This is a genomic window from Martinezella lusitana (assembly GCF_016901135.1).
Classification (GTDB): domain Bacteria; phylum Pseudomonadota; class Alphaproteobacteria; order Rhizobiales; family Rhizobiaceae; genus Rhizobium; species Rhizobium lusitanum_D.
In genome coordinates this window covers 135,833-155,478 of sequence record NZ_JAFEVL010000001.1, presented here as the reverse complement: position 1 = coordinate 155,478, position 19,646 = coordinate 135,833, and the positions used below count along the sequence as shown (strand labels likewise).

Annotated in this window: 20 protein-coding genes; 6 read left to right on the top strand and 14 right to left on the bottom strand. The window is 60.7% G+C overall.

Features of this window, described 5'->3' with window-relative positions; genetic code table 11:
- Positions 1-95: 95 nt before the first annotated feature.
- The gene (locus tag JTP94_RS00740; RefSeq protein WP_037196641.1) at positions 96-1,370 is read right to left on the bottom strand and encodes an aspartate kinase; all 1,275 of its coding nucleotides are present in this window, start codon (positions 1,368-1,370) and stop codon (positions 96-98) included.
- Between the two features lie 172 nt (positions 1,371-1,542).
- Positions 1,543-2,169 (bottom strand): hypothetical protein, encoded by a 627-nt coding sequence (locus JTP94_RS00735; RefSeq protein ID WP_204848651.1) that lies wholly within the window; start codon positions 2,167-2,169, stop codon positions 1,543-1,545.
- A gap of 260 nt (positions 2,170-2,429) precedes the next feature.
- Between JTP94_RS00735 and ubiG the strand changes: the two genes are divergently transcribed.
- Entirely contained in the window at positions 2,430-3,176 is a 747-nt protein-coding gene (gene ubiG / locus JTP94_RS00730) for a bifunctional 2-polyprenyl-6-hydroxyphenol methylase/3-demethylubiquinol 3-O-methyltransferase UbiG (protein ID WP_204848650.1), read from the top strand.
- Positions 3,177-3,202: 26 nt separating this feature from the next.
- Here the strand turns inward: ubiG and JTP94_RS00725 are convergent, their stop codons facing one another.
- The 5 genes from JTP94_RS00725 to JTP94_RS00705 are packed head-to-tail and all read right to left on the bottom strand — an operon-like array spanning position 3,203 to position 6,161.
- The gene (locus tag JTP94_RS00725) at positions 3,203-3,790 is read right to left on the bottom strand and encodes a DUF3291 domain-containing protein (protein WP_204848649.1); all 588 of its coding nucleotides are present in this window, start codon (positions 3,788-3,790) and stop codon (positions 3,203-3,205) included.
- Positions 3,790-4,218, bottom strand: a complete 429-nt coding sequence (locus JTP94_RS00720; RefSeq protein ID WP_204848648.1) for a DUF1178 family protein — start codon at positions 4,216-4,218, stop codon at positions 3,790-3,792. The genes JTP94_RS00725 and JTP94_RS00720 overlap by 1 nt, the downstream gene beginning before the upstream one ends.
- Positions 4,215-5,072, bottom strand: coding sequence for a carbon-nitrogen hydrolase family protein (locus JTP94_RS00715; RefSeq protein ID WP_204848647.1), 858 nt, complete (start codon positions 5,070-5,072; stop codon positions 4,215-4,217). The genes JTP94_RS00720 and JTP94_RS00715 overlap by 4 nt, the downstream gene beginning before the upstream one ends.
- 24 nt (positions 5,073-5,096) lie before the next feature.
- Entirely contained in the window at positions 5,097-5,354 is a 258-nt protein-coding gene (gene grxC, locus JTP94_RS00710) for a glutaredoxin 3 (protein ID WP_204848646.1), read from the bottom strand.
- Positions 5,355-5,384: 30 nt separating this feature from the next.
- Positions 5,385-6,161 carry a ComF family protein gene (locus JTP94_RS00705; protein ID WP_204848645.1) on the bottom strand — a complete coding sequence of 259 codons (777 nt, stop codon included), beginning with the start codon at positions 6,159-6,161 and terminating at the stop codon, positions 5,385-5,387.
- Between the two features lie 95 nt (positions 6,162-6,256).
- Here JTP94_RS00705 and JTP94_RS00700 point away from each other — a divergent pair, with 95 nt between their 5' ends.
- Positions 6,257-7,141 carry a class I SAM-dependent methyltransferase gene (locus JTP94_RS00700; RefSeq protein ID WP_204848644.1) on the top strand — a complete coding sequence of 295 codons (885 nt, stop codon included), beginning with the start codon at positions 6,257-6,259 and terminating at the stop codon, positions 7,139-7,141.
- Between the two features lie 22 nt (positions 7,142-7,163).
- Here JTP94_RS00700 and JTP94_RS00695 read toward each other — a convergent pair whose 3' ends face one another.
- Both JTP94_RS00695 and JTP94_RS00690 read right to left on the bottom strand, forming a co-directional pair.
- Positions 7,164-7,379 (bottom strand): Flp family type IVb pilin, encoded by a 216-nt coding sequence (locus JTP94_RS00695; RefSeq protein WP_409456570.1) that lies wholly within the window; start codon positions 7,377-7,379, stop codon positions 7,164-7,166.
- A gap of 70 nt (positions 7,380-7,449) precedes the next feature.
- The gene (locus tag JTP94_RS00690) at positions 7,450-7,764 is read right to left on the bottom strand and encodes a hypothetical protein (RefSeq protein WP_034511510.1); all 315 of its coding nucleotides are present in this window, start codon (positions 7,762-7,764) and stop codon (positions 7,450-7,452) included.
- A gap of 398 nt (positions 7,765-8,162) precedes the next feature.
- Between JTP94_RS00690 and JTP94_RS00685 the strand changes: the two genes are divergently transcribed.
- Positions 8,163-8,486, top strand: a complete 324-nt coding sequence (locus JTP94_RS00685) for a hypothetical protein (RefSeq protein WP_204848643.1) — start codon at positions 8,163-8,165, stop codon at positions 8,484-8,486.
- 2 nt (positions 8,487-8,488) lie between these two features.
- Here JTP94_RS00685 and mutT read toward each other — a convergent pair whose 3' ends face one another.
- The 4 genes from mutT to JTP94_RS00665 all read right to left on the bottom strand — a co-directional run bounded on the left by mutT (position 8,489) and on the right by JTP94_RS00665 (position 11,896).
- The gene (mutT, locus tag JTP94_RS00680) at positions 8,489-8,902 is read right to left on the bottom strand and encodes an 8-oxo-dGTP diphosphatase MutT (RefSeq protein ID WP_034511513.1); all 414 of its coding nucleotides are present in this window, start codon (positions 8,900-8,902) and stop codon (positions 8,489-8,491) included.
- The gene (locus JTP94_RS00675; RefSeq protein ID WP_204848642.1) at positions 8,899-9,708 is read right to left on the bottom strand and encodes an N-acetyltransferase; all 810 of its coding nucleotides are present in this window, start codon (positions 9,706-9,708) and stop codon (positions 8,899-8,901) included. Before JTP94_RS00675 ends, mutT begins: the two co-directional genes overlap by 4 nt.
- Complete coding sequence (argJ, locus tag JTP94_RS00670; RefSeq protein ID WP_204848641.1) at positions 9,689-10,930, bottom strand: bifunctional glutamate N-acetyltransferase/amino-acid acetyltransferase ArgJ; 1,242 nt, start codon at positions 10,928-10,930, stop codon at positions 9,689-9,691. The genes JTP94_RS00675 and argJ overlap by 20 nt, the downstream gene beginning before the upstream one ends.
- Before the next feature lie 63 nt (positions 10,931-10,993).
- Positions 10,994-11,896, bottom strand: a complete 903-nt coding sequence (locus tag JTP94_RS00665) for a peptidylprolyl isomerase (protein WP_204848640.1) — start codon at positions 11,894-11,896, stop codon at positions 10,994-10,996.
- A 245-nt stretch (positions 11,897-12,141) separates the two neighbouring features.
- Between JTP94_RS00665 and secA the strand changes: the two genes are divergently transcribed.
- The 3 genes from secA to JTP94_RS00650 all read left to right on the top strand — a co-directional run bounded on the left by secA (position 12,142) and on the right by JTP94_RS00650 (position 17,728).
- A complete protein-coding gene (gene secA / locus JTP94_RS00660) occupies positions 12,142-14,862 on the top strand; it encodes a preprotein translocase subunit SecA (RefSeq protein WP_204848639.1) in 2,721 nt (906 codons plus the stop codon).
- A 173-nt stretch (positions 14,863-15,035) separates the two neighbouring features.
- Positions 15,036-16,454, top strand: coding sequence for a lipopolysaccharide biosynthesis protein (locus JTP94_RS00655; RefSeq protein WP_204848638.1), 1,419 nt, complete (start codon positions 15,036-15,038; stop codon positions 16,452-16,454).
- Between the two features lie 2 nt (positions 16,455-16,456).
- A complete protein-coding gene (locus JTP94_RS00650; RefSeq protein ID WP_204848637.1) occupies positions 16,457-17,728 on the top strand; it encodes a GNAT family N-acetyltransferase in 1,272 nt (423 codons plus the stop codon).
- An 82-nt stretch (positions 17,729-17,810) separates the two neighbouring features.
- Here the strand turns inward: JTP94_RS00650 and JTP94_RS00645 are convergent, their stop codons facing one another.
- The gene (locus JTP94_RS00645) at positions 17,811-19,457 is read right to left on the bottom strand and encodes an AMP-binding protein (protein ID WP_204848636.1); all 1,647 of its coding nucleotides are present in this window, start codon (positions 19,455-19,457) and stop codon (positions 17,811-17,813) included.
- Positions 19,458-19,646 lie beyond the last annotated feature (189 nt).

Here is a 19,646-nt window from a genome sequence, read left to right as displayed (position 1 = left end):
CTCTAGCTCCCGAATCAAGATGTCATGCCACTCTTGCCCGCGTCAGGGGCAGCCGAAACTCGCCTCCGTCACGGTCCGTCGTCAGCAGTCCTGTATCAACTCTTATCCAGACCGTAGCAGGAATGCAAAGTCCTGACTGCCAGTTCTGCATAAGGACCGTCGATCAGAATGGAAATCTTGATTTCTGACGTCGTAATGGCCTTGATGTTGATACCTTTTTCGGCAAGTGCACGGAAAGCGGTCGCAGCAACGCCAGCGTGCGAACGCATGCCGACGCCGATCACCGAAACCTTGACCAGACCTGATTCGTTTTGGATCACGTCGTAGCCGATTTTTTCCTTGTTCTCGCCGAGAACGCGCAGCGCCTTGTCGACATCACCCGAAGGAACCGTGAAGGTCATGTCGGTCTTGGAGCCGTCCTCGGAAATATTCTGGACGATCATGTCGACATTGATGTGGTTTTCGGCCAGCGGCCCGAAGATCGCGGCGGAAACGCCCGGCCGGTCGGCAAGACGGCGCAGCGAGATCTGGGCCTCATCCTTGGCATAGGCAATGCCGGTGACTACTTCCTGTTCCACGATTTCTTCCTCGTCACAAATCAGCGTTCCGGGCGGGTTCAAGAGATCGCCCATGCCCGGAGCATCGGGATCTTCAAAAGAGGAGCGCACGAAGGTGCGAACCTTAAAGACCATGGCCAGCTCGACCGAGCGCACTTGCAGCACCTTGGCGCCGAGAGACGCCATTTCGAGCATTTCCTCGAAAGCGATCTTCTTCAGGCGGCGCGCCTTCGGCTCGATGCGCGGATCGGTCGTGTAGACACCGTCGACGTCGGTATAGATATCACAGCGATCAGCCTTGACGGCAGCGGCAATCGCCACCGCCGACGTATCGGAACCGCCGCGACCGAGCGTCGAGAGGCGGTTGTCCGGGCCAAGCCCCTGGAAGCCGGCGACGACAGCCACCTGGCCTTCTCCCATGCGGCGGATCATTTCGCCGCCGTCGATTTCGAGAATGCGCGCGGCGCCATGCGCGTTGTCGGTCCGGATCGGGATCTGCCAGCCCTGCCAGGAGCGGGCGTTGATGCCCATGGCTTGCAGTGCGATCGCCAGCAGGCCCGATGTCACCTGCTCGCCGGAAGCGACAACAGCATCATATTCGCGCGCATCGTAGATCGAATGATCGGCACCGGCGACCTTCGGCATGTTCTGGACCCAGCCGACCAGCTCGTTCGTCTTGCCGGACATGGCGGAAACGACGACCGCGACCTCATGGCCGGCGTCGACTTCACGTTTCACATGGCGTGCGACATTCTTGATACGGTCCAGATCCGCGACGGACGTTCCGCCGAATTTCATCACGATGCGTGCCATGTGCCTCTACCAGTACCCGGCGCCGGGCGGCCGAAATGCGATAAGCCCGGCATGCAAAATCACCCTTCCGGTTTGGTAGCCGGAAAAGCTTGATCTCAATGGGGGCGTCTCTTAGCGAGTTTGGCAGGCGGGTGCAATAGGTTGGCGCAGCCGACATCCACAATAGCTTCCCTTAATACTCCACTTTTAGGCTCGACCACATCTTGTTCAGGATCGCCCCCTCCTTGGGGATATTCTCCTTATTGAGGAAGGTGGCGACAAGCACGCCGCCGTCCGGCCGTCCCGTCGCCACGATCTCATAATCCATGACATCGTCATCCGAGGCGGTTTCCGCCTTGACACCCTTCAGCACGCTGCCGCCGGGAAGCGTCCGTTGCGCGGTTTCCTTCGTCATATTGGCGCCGCCATTGATGCTCTCCTGCACCATCTGCTGCAGCACGAAATCGGTGATGCTCGAAGGGTTGAGCCCCTTATATTCCTGTACGATGATCCCGGTGCCGATCGGCGTCATCAGCGCATATTGCTGCACGCCGCCGCCGAGATCGGTCTTGGCGACCGTGAACTGGCCATCATGATCGAAGGAGAACTTGGTACCGGTGAACGTCACTGTTTCGCTGCGCTGCAGCGCCACCGACAGCTTGCGGCCATCCTTCATGGTCATGTCGATCGTGTCGCCGGGATTGATGCCCACCTCGACGCCATCGATCGTCAGGCGAAACCCCTTGCCGTCGCCGGCCATCGCCGGAGCGACCGCCAGACAGGCAATTGCAATCGCGGTCGCGAAACGTAGTGTTCTCATAAGGAACTCCTCCCCAAGTCGTCCGATCGGAATCGATCCGGCTCTGCAAGTCCATTTGATAGCCCCGGCGATTGATCGGCCATGCGACGGTTCGTTGTCAACCACCGTCTGCCGGCCGCTATCACCGATCGGGACAGCCGGCGGACAGCATCGAAGGCCCAGCCCTTGACATCGGTCGCCGATCGTCCGACTTCACATCCGACAGATTATTCCTCGCGACCGTCCGAACGAGTGGCGCGGCACAGACCAGGGAGTGAGCCATGACCGAAGCGGCGAAAAGCACGATCGACCAGAGCGAAGTGGACCGTTTCTCCGCCATGGCCGCCGAATGGTGGAGCCCGACCGGCAAGTTCAAGCCGCTGCACAAATTCAATCCGGTGCGCCTTGCCTATATCCGTGACCATGCCTGCGAAAACTTCGGTCGCGACCCGAAGAGCGGCCGGCCTCTGGAGGGCCTGCGCGTGCTCGATATCGGCTGCGGCGGCGGATTGCTGTCGGAGCCGATGGCGCGCATGGGCGCCTCCGTCGTCGGCGCCGACCCCTCGGAAAAGAATATCGGCATCGCCTCGACGCACGCAAAGGCCTCCGGCATTGCCGTCGACTATCGCGCCGTCACCGCCGAGCAGCTCGCCGAAGCCGGCGAGACCTTCGATATCGTGCTGAACATGGAAGTGGTCGAGCATGTCGCCGACGTCGAGTTCTTCCTATCGACCTGCGCGAAAATGGTGCGGCCCGGCGGCCTGATGTTCGTCGCCACGATCAACCGCACGATGAAGGCGGCGGCGCTTGCCATCTTTGCCGCCGAAAACGTCCTGCGCTGGCTGCCGCGCGGCACGCATCAGTATGAAAAGCTCGTTCGCCCGGAAGAGATCGAAAAGCCGCTTACCGCCGATGGGATGGACATCATAGCCCGTACCGGCGTGTTCTATTCCCCGCTGCAGGACCGCTGGAACCTGTCGAAGGATATGGATGTGAACTACATGCTGCTGGCAAAGCGGTCGGCCTAATAAAGCCGAAAGCAGGCAATTGCGGCCTAGACTTTCAGCATCCGGACATGCGCCAGCAGGTCACCTTGGCCTGTGGCATTCAGGGCGGCAATTTCCTTCACCCGGCCACGGTCGATCTCGGCGGGTTTGCCGTCAGGACAGTAGGGATGCTTGAACGAGAATGCGCCAGCGCTTGGCCCGTTGTCGTGAAGATGTTCCAGCCGCTCGACACCGTCTTTCCATTTCGGAACCACATCGGCATCCATCCACCAGAGAACCAGCGGCGGCCAGCTTTGCCTGACATTCCAATGCCGCGCATGTTTCAAGGCATCCGCATGCACGCCGCTATAGCTGAACGCCATCAGCGACTCGATATCGGCCCAGAGCGATAGCGACGACGGCGCGGTCGCAAAGCCGCTGCCTTCGATGAAACGCGGAAAGACCTGTTCGCCCCAACGGGGAGCATCGGCCTCCCCGCCATAGCCGGAGCGGCCAATGAAGCCATGAGCTCGGGCGGCGGCCTCGAAATTTGCCGCTTCGCGCAGGCGAAATCCTTCGACCTCAGGGCTTTCATAGGCCGCGACATGCAGCCCGAAATTATACATGACCAGATGTTTGCCGGCGCTCGCCGGCATCAGTTGATATCGTCGGGCAGGACCGGGATAGCGGCGATTTCGATGCCTTCTTCGACAAGGGCTTGCGCCTCGTCCGGCGTCGCCTTGCCGATAATCCCACGCGCATCCGCCTCGCCATAGTGGATCTTGCGGGCCTCTTCCGGGAATTTCGTGCCGACATCCTCGGTATTGGCCTTGATTGCCTCGACCGCTTCCTTGAGCTTGACGATCGCCTCCTTGCGGGCCGCATCCATCGCAAGCGTCTGCATCTCGTTCTTCTTGCGCGCCGTCGAAACCGACGGCGCCATCAGCAGCTTGGAAATCGCGGCGGAATTGCAGACAGGGCACGTCAGGAAACCGCTTTCGACCTGGCGGTCGAAATCAGCACTTTCCGAAAACCAGCCCTCGAACTCATGGGCATTGTCACAACTAAGGGAGTAGCGGATCAAGCAGCGACGCCTCCAGCCGCCGGCGTCGCGATCTTTTCCAGCGAAAATTCGCGTGCATTCTTCAGGTTAGGAATTTTGTCATGGGCTGCTTTCACCGCCGCGATATCGATCTCGGCGATAACGACCGCCTCGCCCGTACCGCCGGCCGACGCCAGCACCTTGCCCCAGGGATCGATGATCATCGAGTGACCGAAGGTCTCACGACCGTCCTCATGCTTGCCGGCCTGCGCGGCGGCGATGACGAACATGCCGTTCTCGATGGCGCGGGCGCGCAGCAGGATTTCCCAATGCGCCTCGCCGGTCTGCCTGGTGAAGGCAGCAGGGACCGTCATCACTTCGGCGCCGGCCACGGCCTGGGCGCGGAAGAGCTGCGGAAAACGCACGTCGTAGCAGATGGAAAAGCCAAGCTCGGCAAAGGGCAGCGACGTGATACGTGCCTCTGAGCCGGGCCGATAGACCGCGCTCTCGCGCCAGCTCTCGCCATTGTCGAGATCGACGTCGAACATATGGATCTTGTCGTAACGGTTGATGAGCTTGCCGTCGGGACCGAAGAGGAAGCCTCGATTGGCGATCTTGCCGTCGTCGAGCGCGATAGCCGTCGAGCCGATATGGAGATAGATGCCGAGTTCCTTCGCCAGCTCGGCTGCCGTCTTGACGATGATGTCGCCTGCCTCGTCACGCAATACGGCGCGCAGACCGGGTCGATCCTTCTGTACGGCGCCCGTCATCTCCGGCGTCTGTACATAGACAGCACCTTGCGAAGCGGCTTCACGGACCAGACGCGCCATGTCGCCTGCGTTCTTCACCGGATCGACACCGGAGCACATCTGAATGGCGGCAGCTTTGAAGGTCATCATCGTCTCCGTTGCGAAAGCGGTTCAGGCAGCGAGCATCGGATCGAGCTTGCCGGCCCGCTCGAGCGCATGAATGTCGTCGCAGCCACCAACATGCTCGCCATTGATGAAGATCTGCGGAAAGGTCGAACGGCCATTTGCCTTTGATATCATCTCCTGGCGCAGCTCGGGCGAATAGGTCGCATTGTGCTCGACATAATCGACGCCCTTGGATTCGAGCAGCGATTTCGCCCGGGCGCAATAGCCGCAGAATTCACGCGTATAGATAACGACGGATGTCATGATCCACTCCGGAAAAGTACAGGTTCACAGTCATATAAGATGGCCGACGACCCTTGCAAAGGTCAAAACCGTCACATCCGCCGCACCGGCTTTCTTCAGGGCGCGCGTCGCCGCAGCCACCGTCGCGCCGGTGGTATAGACATCGTCTACAAGCACGACGCGCCGACCGAACACATCGGCGGCACGATGCTCGGATAAGGCAAATGCCCCGCGCACATTATCCTGCCGCGCCTTGGCGCCGAGGCCGACCTGCTGGCTCGTGCGCTTGACGCGCAACAATGTCGCCGCGAGCAGCGGTTTGCCCGAAAGGCGGGCAAGATGGCGGGCGAGCTCGGCCGCCTGATTGTATTTGCGCGCAAACAGCCGCGCGCGGTGCAGCGGCACCGGGATGATTACGTCGCATGCGGCGACCGTGCCGTCGCTGGCGCGCAGCATCCAGCCGGCCATCACTGGCGCCAGATCGGTGCGATCGCGATATTTCAAGCTGAGAACGAGGTCCCGCACGATGCCGTCATGAACGGCGGCGGAACGCAGCCGGTCGAAAACAGGCGGATCGGCGATCGCCTCGGCGCTGAGGATCCCGGCCCCGAGATCATGGGAAAACGGGCTGCCCAGAACCTCGCAATAGGACCGCTCGATGAAACGGATGCCGGACCAGCAGGCCGGACAGAGACCGCGATGCGCGCCAACCGAAACCCCGCAACCGGGACAGGCAGGCGGATAGACCAGATCGGCCAGCACCAGCCAAGGCCTTATCAGCCCGGACTGCAATCTCGATAGCGTGATTTCGCGCCCCATCATTCCCATATGATTGACACTAGCTTTTTCCCGCAGGCTTTGCGAAGGGAAAACGCGCGTGCTCGTCACGCCCCGCCGAAGTGATGATATTGCAGGAAACCGCCATGGAAATCGTGTTCGACCAATCGCTGCTCGCCGCCCGCAAACGCCGGGCGCTGAGACAGGGCGACGTCAAGGCCGCGTTTCTTCTTGACATCGCGGCGAGCGAACTGGCGGAGCGACTTGGTGTCATCGAACGGCATTTCGACGAAGCGGTGGAGCTTCACGGCGCGACCGGTATCACGGCGCGCATGGCGCTGGCGACCGGCAAGATCGGCCATCTCAGCAGGATCGAAATCGAAACGGGCTTTGCCGCGCCCGGCGAGACCGTGATCGAGGCACCGCTGGAGGAGCTGCCGCTGGAGGCGGAGGCAGTCAATCTTGTCCTCTCTCCCCTCAGCTTGCATGTCACGAACGACACGCCAGGCGTCTTCATCCAGGTCCGCCGTGCGCTGAAGGCTGACGGCCTTTTCCTGGCGGCGATCCCAGGCTTGGGAACCCTGCAGGAATTGCGTGACGTGCTGCTGGCCACCGAGGTCGAACTGACTGGTGGAGCCAGCCCGCGCGTCATCCCCTTTGCCGATGTCCGCGATGTCGGCGGCCTCCTGCAGCGCGCTGGCTTTACCCTGCCGGTCATAGACGCCGAGACCTATACGGTGCGCTACGACAACCTGTTCGCGCTGATGCGCGACCTGCGCGCCATGGGCATGACCAATCCGCTTGCCGATCGCAGCCACAAGCCGCTGACACGCGCCTTTTTCCTGCGCGCGGCCGAGCTTTATGCAGAGCGCTATTCCGATGCCGACGGCAGGATCAGGGCGACCTTCTCGATCATCTATGCATCTGGCTGGACGCCGCATGAAAGCCAGCAGAAGCCGCTGCAGCCGGGTTCGGCCAAGGCGCGGCTAGCCGATGCGCTCAAGGTCGAAGAGCACAAGCTCAAACAATAGGCGAACGCGATCGTCGGCCGTTTCAGTTCCCGGAAGCGGCCGAGTTTTGAATCGTATTGGACAATGTGTTGAATACGGTCGCGAGGCTGCCGCCGAAAGCACCTACGCCGCTGATGATCGCCGCCGACATGAGGGCAGCGATGAGGCCATATTCGATAACCGTGGCACCGGTCCTGTCATTGAAAAAACGCCGTACAGAACGCATACGCTCAAAGCTCCCAGCCCCAGCATTGGACATCAAGTGAATCCGATGCTCGTCATGGCATCTGGTAGGCTATGCTCATGCATAGGCTATGCTCATGCAACTGTCAGCAGCCGCTATCGGCGCCGTAACCTTGAACGATGCAGACCGAACCCGGCTCATTCTGCAACACGCTGCGGCGGATCGTATAACGCTTGCCGTTTTCAGTCTGGGGGATTGAGCCCGTGGTAATATTGTCGAGATCGGGCGCACTTGCAAGCACGCGCGACTTGGATTTGTCGGAGAGCATTGGCGTCAGGATGAGCGAAAGCGCGACCGCCGCCGTACCGAACAGCAGAGCGATATTCAACGCGCCCGTCTTGCGCGACGTGGAATAGGACTGCTCTTTTTCCTGAACAGCTTTCCAGAAATCGTCGTCCATTATGTCAAGCCTTCTTTAACGCACCCAACAACCGCTTGATTGAGAGCATTGAATGGCAGAAGGTCATAAACGATCCCTTAATATCCACATGCAAATTAAAGAGACGTAAAATTCCGGGACAGTGCTTGATTCGGGTTACAGGCCTGATATCAAACGGCTAATTTCCGTTAACCATATCTAGAGAGTACCATCTTCAAACGCACCAAACGGCGTGCCGTAAACGCGCTGAACGATCCGCCCTACTATGGGGCGTCCGATCTCCTCGGTGCCACGCCTGAAAATGGCAGAGAATTATAGTACACCAAAAAATTGAGATTGACATCTGCGCGTCCTGATAGGACGTATAAAATGGATATAATTATTATAGGTTGCGGAGGCTAATATATGGTGGGTAATATATGGTGGGTTTGCTCAAAACCGCCGGCGGACTGATTATCGCCTTTGCGATCCTAGCCGCCGTCGCGATGCTTTTTATCGGAAGTATAGACGGCCTTCTCGCCGTGTTGCCTGGCGCTATTTCAGCCGCTTTCGGCGGCGTTGTGATCATCGCATTCGGACTAATGCTAGAATATCTGGAAACAATCAGCCGGCATTCAGCCACGCAGACCGAGTTGCTGACGGAGTTGCTGCGCAAAACTCCAAAGGCAGATTCTTCTCATGAGGCTTCGGCGCCCAGCCTCGATCAGCTCGCTCAGTCGAACTTCCGCTTCAAGGAAATCTGACCCTAAAGCAGATCCTGCAGGAAGGGGATCAGCGGCTCGTCGGCCGGCGGCATCGGATAGTCGCGCAGGGCCTGCGGCCGCACCCATTTGATCGCCTGCCCTTCCCGGCCATGCGGGATGCCCTCGTAACGCCGGCAGATATAAAGCGGCATCAGCAGATGGAAGGTTTCATACGTATGGCTGGCGAAGGTCAGCGGCGCCAGGCAGGCGATTTTCGTCTGGATGCCGAGCTCTTCCTGAAGCTCTCGTACCAACGTCTCTTCCGGCGTCTCGCCGGTCTCGACCTTGCCGCCGGGGAATTCCCAGAGACCGGCGAGCGACTTGCCCTCAGGCCGCTGCGCCAGAAGAATGCGGCCATCCGTATCGATAAGCGCGCAGGCGGCAACGAGGACGATCTTGCGGCCAGCTTCGCTCATGCTTCCTCCGGAGATTGCCAATAGCAATAACGATAGGCCTCGCGGAATCCGAAGCGCGCATAAAGCGCCAGGGCCGGCTCGTTGTCGGCGGCGACCTGAAGCCAGGCCGTCTTGGCGCTGCGCATCCGCGCCCAACGCAGTGCCGACGTCAGGATCTCGGCACCGAGCCCCTTGCGTCGATGCTGCGCCGAAACGGAAACCGACAGAATACCGGCAAGATCATTGTCCTGTACGCAAAGTGTCGTCGCCACAGGTCCGGCGTCGTCATTCTCGATGACGAAGAGACCCGACGGCGGCTTGATGCTGCTCACCACCTCGGCCAGCGCGGGCTTCAGGGCCGGATCAGCCCCGTCAACAAGCAGGCTGGCATCGACGTAGCGTCCGACGTCATGGCTCGGAAGGTGATCGAGCATATCCGGCAGCTCCAGATCGACCAGATCGGCGATCATGACGAGCGTCTCGTCGAACCGTGTCCAGCCGCGCTTCTGCAGGAGATCGATGAGCTGCGACGAGGCGAGCGGCGTCTCGCGCACCACCATCGGCCTGCCATAGGCCTCGAACTTGCGCTGCGCCTTCGTCAGCCGGATTTCGAGATCGCGATGATCGGCGGGATCGAGCGGCACCACGGAATTGAGCCGTTTCGACGGATGACCCGCCGTCAGCCGCACCTGCCAGCTGCCATCATACTGCACGGACGAAGCAGGCCATGCCCGAAAGCCAACAGCTTCGAGCCTGCGCACCAAGGGCAGTTTGTTTATCGTGGACTGCGCATGCATCAGCGAGATATCAGCTCCGGTAGTCGCCATTGATGGCAACATATTCCTTGGTAAGGTCGCAGGTCCAGACCGTTGCACGGCCATTGCCAAGGCCGAGATCGACCTTCACCGGAATATCCTGCTGCTTCATCACGTTCGACGCCGCCTCCTCCGAATAGGAAGCGTCGCGCTCGCCGTTGACGGCAACACGGACATCGCCGAACCAGATGGCAAGCTTGTCGCGATCCGCCATCTCGCCGGCCTTGCCGACCGCCATGACGACGCGGCCCCAATTGGCGTCTTCGCCGGCAGCCGCGGTCTTGACCAGCGGCGAATTGGCGATCGAAAGCGCAATGCACTTGGCGGCAGCGTCATTTTCGGCGCCGGTCACGGTGATCTCGAGCATCTTGGTGGCGCCTTCGCCATCGCGCACGACCTGGATGGCGAGATCCTTCAGGATATCGTTGAGCGCGGCGCGGAAAGCCGCAAGCTTCGGGTCGTCGGCGAGCTCGATGCGCGCCTGTCCGTCAGCCGCGGCGGCACCGGTGGCAAACAGCATCAGTGTATCCGAGGTCGAGGTATCGCTGTCGACCGTCATGGAATTGAAGCTCGGACCGACGCCTTCGGACAGCAGTGCCTGCAGCGCAGAAGAGGAAATATCGGCATCCGTGACGACAAAGGACAGCATCGTCGCCATATCGGGCGCGATCATGCCGGCACCCTTGGCGATGCCGTTGATGGTGACCTTGACGCCATCGATCTCGGCGCTGCGGGTCGCAACCTTCGGATAGGTATCCGTGGTCATGATGGCCTTGGCCGCTTCGAACCAGAAATCGCTGACGGCATCCTTCGCCATGGTGTCGAGCACGCCGGCAAACTTGGTCGCGTCCAGAGGCTCGCCGATGACGCCTGTCGAGGCGAGATAGACTTCGTTTTCACCGCAACCGACGGCAGAGGCGGCGGACTTGGCGGTGAGTTCCGTCGCCTGACGGCCCTTCAACCCGGTAAAGGCATTGGCATTGCCGGAATTGACGACGACGGCGCGAGCGCTGCCATGCGCCAGGTTCGCCCGGCAGAAATCGACGGGAGCCGAAGGGCACTTCGAGCGTGTGAAAACGCCTGCGACAGCCGCCGGCTTGTCGAAGACCATCAGCAGGACGTCGGTCCGGTTCTTGTACTTGATGCCGGCGGAGGCCGTGGTCATGCGCACACCGCGAACGGCAGGCATGGAAACGAAGGTTTTGGGTGCAAGCGGAGAGACGGAACCGGACATGAGAGCCACCTGATAGTGAAAGGCCCGGAAAATCCGGGCCCTGATGATCTTGCTTGCGACTGCTTACTGCTGCGGCTGGGCGTCAGGCGAGACGGCGTCGTCCGCCGGTGCCGCGTCCTGCTGCTTCTGCGCATCCTCATATGCCTTGCTGAGCGCCGGGTCGCTGATGACGACCTTGGACTCCTGCTTGGCATTGTTCAAGAGCTCAAGATACTTGTCGCGCATGACGAGCTGACGAACCTGGTCCTTGACCTGATCGAACGGCGGCGGCGGGGCGGCGCGCTTGTCCTCGACCTTGATGACATGCCAGCCGAAATCGGTCTTGACCGGCGTCTTCGTGTAGGTGCCAACAGGCAATGCGAAAGCAGCGTCTTCGAATTCCTTGACCATGCGACCATGGCCGAAATAGCCGAGGTCGCCGCCATCGGCCTTGTTCGGGTCGGTGGACTTTTCCTTGGCGAGTTCGGCGAAATCCTTGCCGGCGTCAAGTTCCTTGATGACAGCCTTGGCTTCGTCCTCGGTCTTCACCAGGATATGGCGGGCATGCACTTCTTCCTGCTTCGGAAGTGCGGCGACTTCCTTGTCGTAGCGGGCCTTGACTTCATCGTCCTTGATCGCGTCGGCAACATGCGCCTTGAAATAGGCGTTGTGCAGCTCGCGATCGCGCAGATAGGCCATGTGAGCCTGGAAGTCCGGCGTCTGGTCGAGCTTCTCGGCAGCAGCCTTCTGCGAAAGCAGCTTCACGTCGATCGAAGCCGAAAGCGCAGCGACCTTCTTCTGGTCGTCCGGAAGCTGGCCGAGCTGCGGATCGAGATTGGCGATCGCCAGATTGAGTTCGGACTGATGGATCTCAACATCGCCGACCTTGGCGACAACGGGATCCTGCGCGTCAGCGGCAAAGACCGGCGCCTGGAAGGTGATGATTGTTGCGAAAGCAACCGCAGCAAGTTTGTTGTACTTCAACATAAAATAACCCTTCGGTGATCTCGACCGGCTCGACAGATATGATTCCGGCGTGAAAAAGCCTTCAGCAGGAGAATGTGGCCTTTGTGTATCGGCCAAATCCCGTTGACATCAATCGACCCCCCTCTTATCTGTCACGCAACCTCGCGTCCAGAACAGTTTCCGGCCGTTTTGTGCTAAACTCCCGTTTTTTTGGGAATGGATAAAGCAGGAAACGGCGGGATGAAATCTCAGAAAGGACCAGTAACATGGTCAGCCTAGGTGGAATTGCCCGCAAGTTGTTCGGATCGTCCAACGACCGCCGCGTCAAGTCGTTCCAGCCGAATGTCGTTGATATCAACGCGCTCGAACCAGAGATGCGCGCGCTGTCAGATGAAGCTTTGGCCGCCAAGACGGTTGAGTTCCGTCAACAGCTCGCCGACGGCAAAACCCTCGACGATCTCCTCGTTCCCGCCTTCGCGGTGGCCCGCGAGGCTTCGCGCCGCGTTCTCGGCATGCGACCTTTTGACGTACAGCTCATCGGCGGCATGATCCTTCATTCCAATGCCATCGCCGAAATGAAGACCGGCGAAGGCAAGACGCTGGTCGGGACGCTGCCGGTCTACCTGAACGCTCTGGCCGGCAAGGGTGTCCATGTCGTCACCGTCAACGACTACCTGGCACAGCGCGACAGCGCCAACATGGGTCGTCTCTACGAATTCCTCGGCATGACCACGGGCGTCATCATCCATGGCCTGTCCGACGACGAGCGGCGCGACGCCTATGCCTGCGACATCACCTACGGCACCAACAACGAGCTCGGCTTCGACTATCTGCGCGACAATATGAAATACGATCGCGGCCAGATGGTCCAGCGCGGCCACACTTTCGCGATCGTCGACGAAGTGGACTCCATCCTGGTCGACGAAGCGCGCACGCCGCTGATCATTTCCGGCCCGCTCGACGACCGTTCCGATCTTTATACGACGATCGACGCCTTCATCCCGCTCCTGGCGAAGGAAGATTACGAAATCGACGAAAAGCAGCGCTCGGCCAACTTCTCCGAAGAGGGCACCGAGAAGCTGGAAAACATGCTGAACGAAGCCGGCCTCTTGAAGGGTGAATCGCTTTATGACGTCGAAAACGTCGCGATCGTTCATCACATCAACAATGCGCTCAAGGCTCACAAGCTCTTCCAGCGCGACAAAGACTATATCGTCCGCAACGACGAAGTCGTCATCATCGACGAGTTTACCGGCCGCATGATGCCGGGCCGGCGCTATTCGGAAGGCCAGCACCAGGCTCTGGAAGCCAAGGAACGCGTGCAGATCCTGCCGGAAAACCAGACGCTGGCGCAGATCACCTTCCAGAACTATTTCCGCATGTACGGCAAGCTCGCCGGCATGACCGGTACGGCATCGACGGAAGCAGAAGAATTCGGCAACATCTACGGCCTCGACGTGATCGAGGTGCCGACCAACCTGCCGATTCAGCGTATCGATGAGGACGACGAGGTCTATCGTACGCATGAAGAGAAATTCAAGGCGATCATCGCCGAGATCCTGGATGCGCATAAGCGCGACCAGCCTGTGCTCGTCGGTACCACCTCGATCGAAAAGTCGGAACTTCTGGCCGATCTCATGCGCAAGCAGGGCTTCAACAACTTCCAGGTCCTGAACGCCCGCTACCATGAGCAGGAAGCCTATATCGTCGCCCAGGCCGGTGTTCCCGGCGCCGTGACGATCGCCACCAACATGGCCGGCCGCGGCACCGACATCCAGCTCGGCGGCAACCTCGAAATGCGCGTCGAACGCGACCTGCACGATGTTGAGCCCGGTCCGGAGCGTGACGCTGCGATCACCAGGATCGCCGAGGAGATCCAAGTACTCAAGCAGCGGTCGATCGCCGCCGGCGGTCTCTATGTCATCGCCAGCGAACGCCATGAAAGCCGCCGCATCGACAACCAGTTGCGCGGCCGTTCCGGCCGTCAGGGCGACCCCGGCCGCTCGAAATTCTACCTGTCGCTCCAGGACGACCTGATGCGCATCTTCGGCTCTGACCGCATGGACGGCATGCTGCAGAAGCTCGGTCTCAAGGAAGGCGAAGCCATCGTCCATCCCTGGATCAACAAGGCGCTGGAACGCGCCCAGAAGAAGGTCGAAGCCCGCAACTTCGACATCCGCAAGAACGTTCTGAAGTATGACGACGTGCTGAACGACCAGCGCAAGGTCATCTTCGAGCAGCGCGTCGAGCTGATGGATGCGACTGATCTCACCGAAACCGTTGGCGACATGCGCCACGACGTCATCGAGGATCTGGTTTCCAAGCATATTCCCGAACGCGCCTATGCCGAGCAGTGGGATGCCGATGGCCTGAAGGCGGCGGTCGCCAACTTCTTCGACTTGGATCTGCCGATTCACGACTGGGTCAAGGAAGAGGGCATCGCCGAGGACGACATCCGCGCGCGCCTGACGGAAGCAGCCGAAAAGGCCGCCACCGAAAAGGCTGAGCGTTTTGGCCCCGAGATCATGACCTATGTCGAGCGCTCCATCGTCCTGCAGACGCTGGACAATCTTTGGCGCGAACATATCGTCAACCTCGACCATCTGCGTTCGGTCATCGGCTTCCGCGGCTACGCCCAGCGCGATCCGCTGCAGGAATACAAGGCCGAGGCTTTCGAGCTGTTCCAGGCACTGTTGAACAACCTGCGCCAGGCCGTGACAGCCCAGCTTTCACGTGTCGAACTCGTGCAGCAGCCGGCCGAACCGCAGACCCCGCCGATGCAGGCACGCCATATCGACGCCACGACAGGCGAAGACGAGTTCGCGCCGTTTAGCCTCGCAAGCGAAAGCCTGGTGTCTCCGGAAAGTCGCGACCCGCAGAACCCGGCAACCTGGGGCCGCGTCGGCCGTAACGAGGCATGCCCCTGCGGTTCCGGCAAGAAATACAAGCATTGCCATGGCGCCTTCGAGAGCACCGAAGTCGTCTGACATATCGTTGCTTTTGAAAATCAATAGGATGCCGCCTTCGGGCGGCATTTTTTGTTGCGGTGAGCCGCCATCGCTTATGTCGCTTTCAAAGATTATAAAGAACCGATTCTTAACTCTCCTCTGCCAAGACTATCGGGAGGTTGAGGTCATATTTAAAGTATTGCGTATCGATGATGGCGGTCTTTCAAACAGCGGAGAGAATGCTGCCGTCCGCATTGCGGACTGCGCTATCGCCATATCTGCAGAAACTTGCCGACCTTCTCACCGGCCACGACGAAAAGTCTGTTTCGCAGCGCATGGCACTGATCGCCTTCGCCATCCGCATCGCCGGCGCCGCCCTCGCCTTCGTCTCGCAGATCGTCCTCGCCCGCCTGATGGGCAGATTCGAGTATGGCGTCTTCGTCTTCGTCTGGGTGCTGATGATCCTCTTCGGCAATCTCGCCTGCTTGGGCTTCCCGACCGCCGTCATCCGTTTCCTGCCGCAATATGAAGCCAGCGGCAATCATGACGCCGTCCGCGGCCTGAATGCGACGGCGCGCCTGTTCGTCGTCACAGTCTCCGGCGCCCTGGCGCTGATCGGCGCGGCCTTGCTCTATGCCTTCGGCGGCACGATCGAGCACTATTACGTCATGCCGATCTTCCTCGGCCTGATTGCCGTACCTATGATCGCGCTTGGCGACGTTCTGGACGGCACGGCGCGCGCCAAGCACTGGCCGATCATGGCCTTGAGCCCGACCTTCCTGATCCGTCCGACGCTGATCCTGCTCTTCATGCTCGCCGCTGTCCTCACAGGCGCGCCGCGCGATGCGGTCACGGCCATGGCAGCGGCGCTGGCCGGCGCGTTTACGAGCGTCCTCCTGCAATACCTCGCGGTCACCTTCCGTCTACGCCGCCATTATCCGAGCGGCGCGAAAGCCATCGAGTTCAACGCCTGGCTGGCGGTCGCCTTTCCGATATTCCTCGTCGAAGGCGTCGGCTATCTCCTCACCAATTCGGACGTCATCGTCGTCGGGATCTTTCTTAATCCGGAGGAGGTCGCCGTCTATTTCGCCGCTGCCAAGACCATGGCTCTGGTTCATTTCGTCTATTTCGCCGTCAAGGCGGCCATCGGCCCGCGCTTTGCCGCCATCATCGCCGAAAACGACCGGTCCAAGCTCGCCGCCTTCGCCACCGAAGCAACGCGCTGGACCTTTTTCCCGGCACTTGCCGTCGGCCTTGCCGTCCTGGCGGCGGGGCAATTCCTGCTGTCGCTTTTCGGCGCCGTCTTCGCCGAGGGCCAGGTGGTGATGGCCATCCTGCTTGCCGGCATCCTCGTCAAGGCGCTTGTCGGTCCCGCCGAAGTACTGCTGACGATGGCGGACAAGCAGATGCTCTGCGTCTATCTCTATGCTGCGGCACTCGTCGCCAATATCGGCCTCAACATCATCCTCATTCCGCATTTCGGCATCGAGGGCGCGGCCATTGCCGGCGCCGCCGCCATGGCGGTCGAGGCCCTGCTTCTGCATCTTGCCGTGCGCCATGCGCTCGGCATCACGCTATTCGCCCTCATCCGCCGCCCGGCGGCACAAGCAACAACGAACGGGGCTCTCTGATCATGGCGCGCCCTCCCTTTACCGAAAGTACCGACAGCCAAGTGAATGCCCTGACGCATACGCTCGCATCGCTGCATTTCGAAACGCCGAAGGCCGAGGCCCGCGCCGAAGTCGGCCGGGCCGGCCGCGAACTTTGCCTCTATCCCGGCAAGCTCGGCTATGAGCTCCAGGACGAGTTGGACTTCCTGTCCAATCGCGCCATGGAGCCGAACGTCTTCTTCTCCGGGCGCTTCCTGGCGCCTGCCATGCCGCGGCTCGAAGACCGGCAGGTACGGCTTGCCCTGATGCGCGACAACAGCAGCACGCGCAGCCGCATGCGCCTGCTGATGCCCTTTACAGTCGACAAGCCGGGCTTTGCGCTCGGCCCCTCGATCATTCGCGTCTGGTCGAATTCGTTCGGCCCGCTCGGCACACCGCTGGTCGATGCGGAGGATGCGGGCGAAACGCTCGACAATCTCTTCGAAGCGCTGGCCCGACAGGAACTGAACCTACCGACCACGCTCGTACTTCCTGATATCCGCCTGAACGGCCGTTTCGCGCAGATGGCGAAGGTCATTGCCATCGGCCGAAATCTGCCCATTGCGGTCGCGAACCCCTTCCAGCGCCCGATACTCGACAGCAAGGACGATGCGCTCGCCTATCTCAAGCGGACGATCTCGAACGCGCATCTGCGCGAAATGCGCAGGCAGTGGCGCCTCTTGGAAAACCAGGGCGAGGTCGCCTATAGCGTCGCCCGCCAGCCTCGCGACGTTCACCAGCGCATGGAAGAATACCTGGCGCTCGAGGCAAGCGGCTGGAAAGGCAAGAAGCGCACGGCGCTGGTCACCGATCGCCATCATGCCGCCTTCGCCCGCGAAGCGATCTCCAATCTCGCGGCCGTCGACGCCGTTCGTATCCACACCATCGATCTCAACGGTAAAGCTATCGCCTCGATGATCGTGCTGATCATGGGCGGTGAGGCCTATACCTGGAAGACGGCCTATGACGAGGCCTATGCCCGCTATTCGCCGGGCAAGCTGCTGATGGCCGAGTTGACGGAGTGGCATCTCGACGATGCCAACGTTGTCCGCTCCGATTCCTGCGCGGTGCCGGATCATCCGATCATGAGCCGCTTCTGGCACGAGCGTGAAGAGATGGGCACGCTGATCATCGGCCTTGCCCAAAACGGCGACCGCGACGTCCGGCAGGTGGCCACGCAATTGCACATGTATCGCAGCACCCGCAACATGGCGAAACTGCTGCGCGAAAAGATCCTGTCGCTTACGAAGCGCTAAAGCAATTCCAGCAGAAGTGCGCAGCGGTTCTGCGTCCGGAATTGCGAAAAAACAAAGAGATAGGGCATTTCCGTGACTCCGTTTAAGACGGAAATGCTCTATCTTCGGCGGTCGCCCGCTCGCGCAGCAGGCGACGGATCACCTTGCCCGAGGTCGTCAGCGGCAGAGCGTCGACGAACTCGATCTCGCGCGGATATTCATGCATGGAAAGCCGCGTCTTCACCCACTCACGGATCTCCACTGCCAGCGCCTCGCTCGGTTCGCGGCCGGGCACCAGGACGACATAGGCCTTGACGATCTCGGTGCGCACCGCATCCGGCTTGCCGACGGCCGCGGCAAGCTGCACGGCCGGATGGCCGCCAAGGCAATCCTCGATCTCGCTCGGGCCGATACGATAGCCGGAAGACGTGATGACATCGTCGTCGCGGCCGACGAAGGAAATATAGCCCTCGGCATCCTGCCGGCCGATATCGCCGGTCAGCAGCCAGTCGCCGGCGAATTTTGCTTCCGTCGCCTTTTCGTCCCGCCAATAGCCAAGAAACATCACCGGATCGGGTCGCTTTATCGCGATCTGCCCGCTCTCGCCCAAGGCGACCTCGACGCCATCGGCATCGACGACCGCAACCCGATGTCCGGGCACCGGCTTGCCCGTAGCACCAGCACGACTGACACCGAAGGCCGCACTGGAGGACAGCACGAAATTGCACTCCGTCTGACCGAAGAATTCGTTGACGCTGATGCCGAGCGCCGAGCGCGCCCATTCGAAGGTCTCGCGGCCGAGCGCCTCGCCGGCCGAGCCGATGGTGCGCAGCTTGAGGTCGTAATGCGCTCGGGGATTGTCGACGGCTTTCAGCAGTCGCAATGCCGTCGGTGGAATAAAGGCATTGCGCACGCCCATTTCGGCCATGATGCGGAAAGCCGTGTGCGGGTCGAACTTCTGCGCCGGAGAGGAGACGACGGGCACGCCGAGCATCAGGCTCGGCAGCAGGGCATTCAACAGGCCGCCGGCCCAGGCCCAGTCGGATGGTGTCCAGAGCTTGTCGCCGGCCTGCGGAAAGCCCTCATGGGCGAACTGCATGCCGGGAATATGCCCCGGCAGGACGCGATGGCCGTGCAGCGCGCCCTTTGGCGGCCCGGTCGTGCCTGACGTGAAGATCATCAATGCCGGATCGTCCGGGCCTGTATCGGCCAGCTCGAAGAGCGGCGGATGTGCTGCCACCAGATCGGCAAATCCGGCGACATCCTTCTCCGCACCGTCGATGCTGATCGCGTGCACCAGTTCCGGCAGCCGGTCGCGGATCGGCCGCAGCCGCTCGAGGCCGAACTGATTGGTGACGATCGCGGATGCACCCGAGACCTTCAGCCGATATTCCAGCGCCTCGGCACCGAACAGCAGCGCCAGCGGCAGGGCGATCGCACCCATCTTGTAGATCGCCACATGCGCCACGACCGTCTCGAAACTTTGCGGCAAGAGCAGCGCCACCCGATCGCCGGCGCGGACCCCGAGTGCCGATAACGCATTGGCGAACGCGGCAGAGCGATCCCGCAACGCGCCATAGGTCATGGAGAGATGATTGCCGTCCGGATTGAAATGCTGCAGGCAGATCCGATCCGGCTCGCGCTCGGCCCAGGTATCGCAAACGGCGTGCCCAATGTTGAATTTCGCCGGAATCTCCCAACGAAAATCGCGATAGAGGGCTTCATAAGTATCACGCGGGGGCAATTTCATGCGGAATTCCGGAAAAATGTTGCGGTGCAGCTAACACCTGTCACCCCTGAGGTTCAAGGAAACATTTGAAATTCCCGTCTTCCCCACCGCGCGAATCGCCTTATTTATTGAGTAATACTTCGAAGCTCTTCACGAACTGATGCACTGACCGGCGGCTTTGCTCCGCTGGTTTACCCTTGGTGACGCATC

Bases quoted from the DNA above. Each gene is read 5' to 3' on its own strand.
- JTP94_RS00655 (WP_204848638.1), top strand. From the start codon at position 15,036: ATGGCGGTCTTTCAAACAGCGGAGAGAATGCTGCCGTCCGCATTGCGG.
- JTP94_RS00735 (WP_204848651.1), bottom strand. From the start codon at position 2,169: ATGAGAACACTACGTTTCGCGACCGCGATTGCAATTGCCTGTCTGGCG.
- JTP94_RS00645 (WP_204848636.1), bottom strand. From the start codon at position 19,457: ATGAAATTGCCCCCGCGTGATACTTATGAAGCCCTCTATCGCGATTTT.
- JTP94_RS00715 (WP_204848647.1), bottom strand. From the start codon at position 5,072: ATGACCTTCAAAGCTGCCGCCATTCAGATGTGCTCCGGTGTCGATCCG.
- JTP94_RS00700 (WP_204848644.1), top strand. From the start codon at position 6,257: ATGGAAATCGTGTTCGACCAATCGCTGCTCGCCGCCCGCAAACGCCGG.
- JTP94_RS00725 (WP_204848649.1), bottom strand. From the start codon at position 3,790: ATGCCGGCGAGCGCCGGCAAACATCTGGTCATGTATAATTTCGGGCTG.
- JTP94_RS00665 (WP_204848640.1), bottom strand. From the start codon at position 11,896: ATGTTGAAGTACAACAAACTTGCTGCGGTTGCTTTCGCAACAATCATC.
- JTP94_RS00705 (WP_204848645.1), bottom strand. From the start codon at position 6,161: ATGGGAATGATGGGGCGCGAAATCACGCTATCGAGATTGCAGTCCGGG.
- JTP94_RS00740 (WP_037196641.1), bottom strand. From the start codon at position 1,370: ATGGCACGCATCGTGATGAAATTCGGCGGAACGTCCGTCGCGGATCTG.
- JTP94_RS00685 (WP_204848643.1), top strand. From the start codon at position 8,163: ATGGTGGGTTTGCTCAAAACCGCCGGCGGACTGATTATCGCCTTTGCG.
- secA (WP_204848639.1), top strand. From the start codon at position 12,142: ATGGTCAGCCTAGGTGGAATTGCCCGCAAGTTGTTCGGATCGTCCAAC.
- JTP94_RS00675 (WP_204848642.1), bottom strand. From the start codon at position 9,708: ATGGCGACTACCGGAGCTGATATCTCGCTGATGCATGCGCAGTCCACG.
- JTP94_RS00695 (WP_409456570.1), bottom strand. From the start codon at position 7,379: ATGTCCAATGCTGGGGCTGGGAGCTTTGAGCGTATGCGTTCTGTACGG.
- grxC (WP_204848646.1), bottom strand. From the start codon at position 5,354: ATGACATCCGTCGTTATCTATACGCGTGAATTCTGCGGCTATTGCGCC.
- ubiG (WP_204848650.1), top strand. From the start codon at position 2,430: ATGACCGAAGCGGCGAAAAGCACGATCGACCAGAGCGAAGTGGACCGT.
- argJ (WP_204848641.1), bottom strand. From the start codon at position 10,930: ATGTCCGGTTCCGTCTCTCCGCTTGCACCCAAAACCTTCGTTTCCATG.
- JTP94_RS00650 (WP_204848637.1), top strand. From the start codon at position 16,457: ATGGCGCGCCCTCCCTTTACCGAAAGTACCGACAGCCAAGTGAATGCC.
- mutT (WP_034511513.1), bottom strand. From the start codon at position 8,902: ATGAGCGAAGCTGGCCGCAAGATCGTCCTCGTTGCCGCCTGCGCGCTT.
- JTP94_RS00690 (WP_034511510.1), bottom strand. From the start codon at position 7,764: ATGGACGACGATTTCTGGAAAGCTGTTCAGGAAAAAGAGCAGTCCTAT.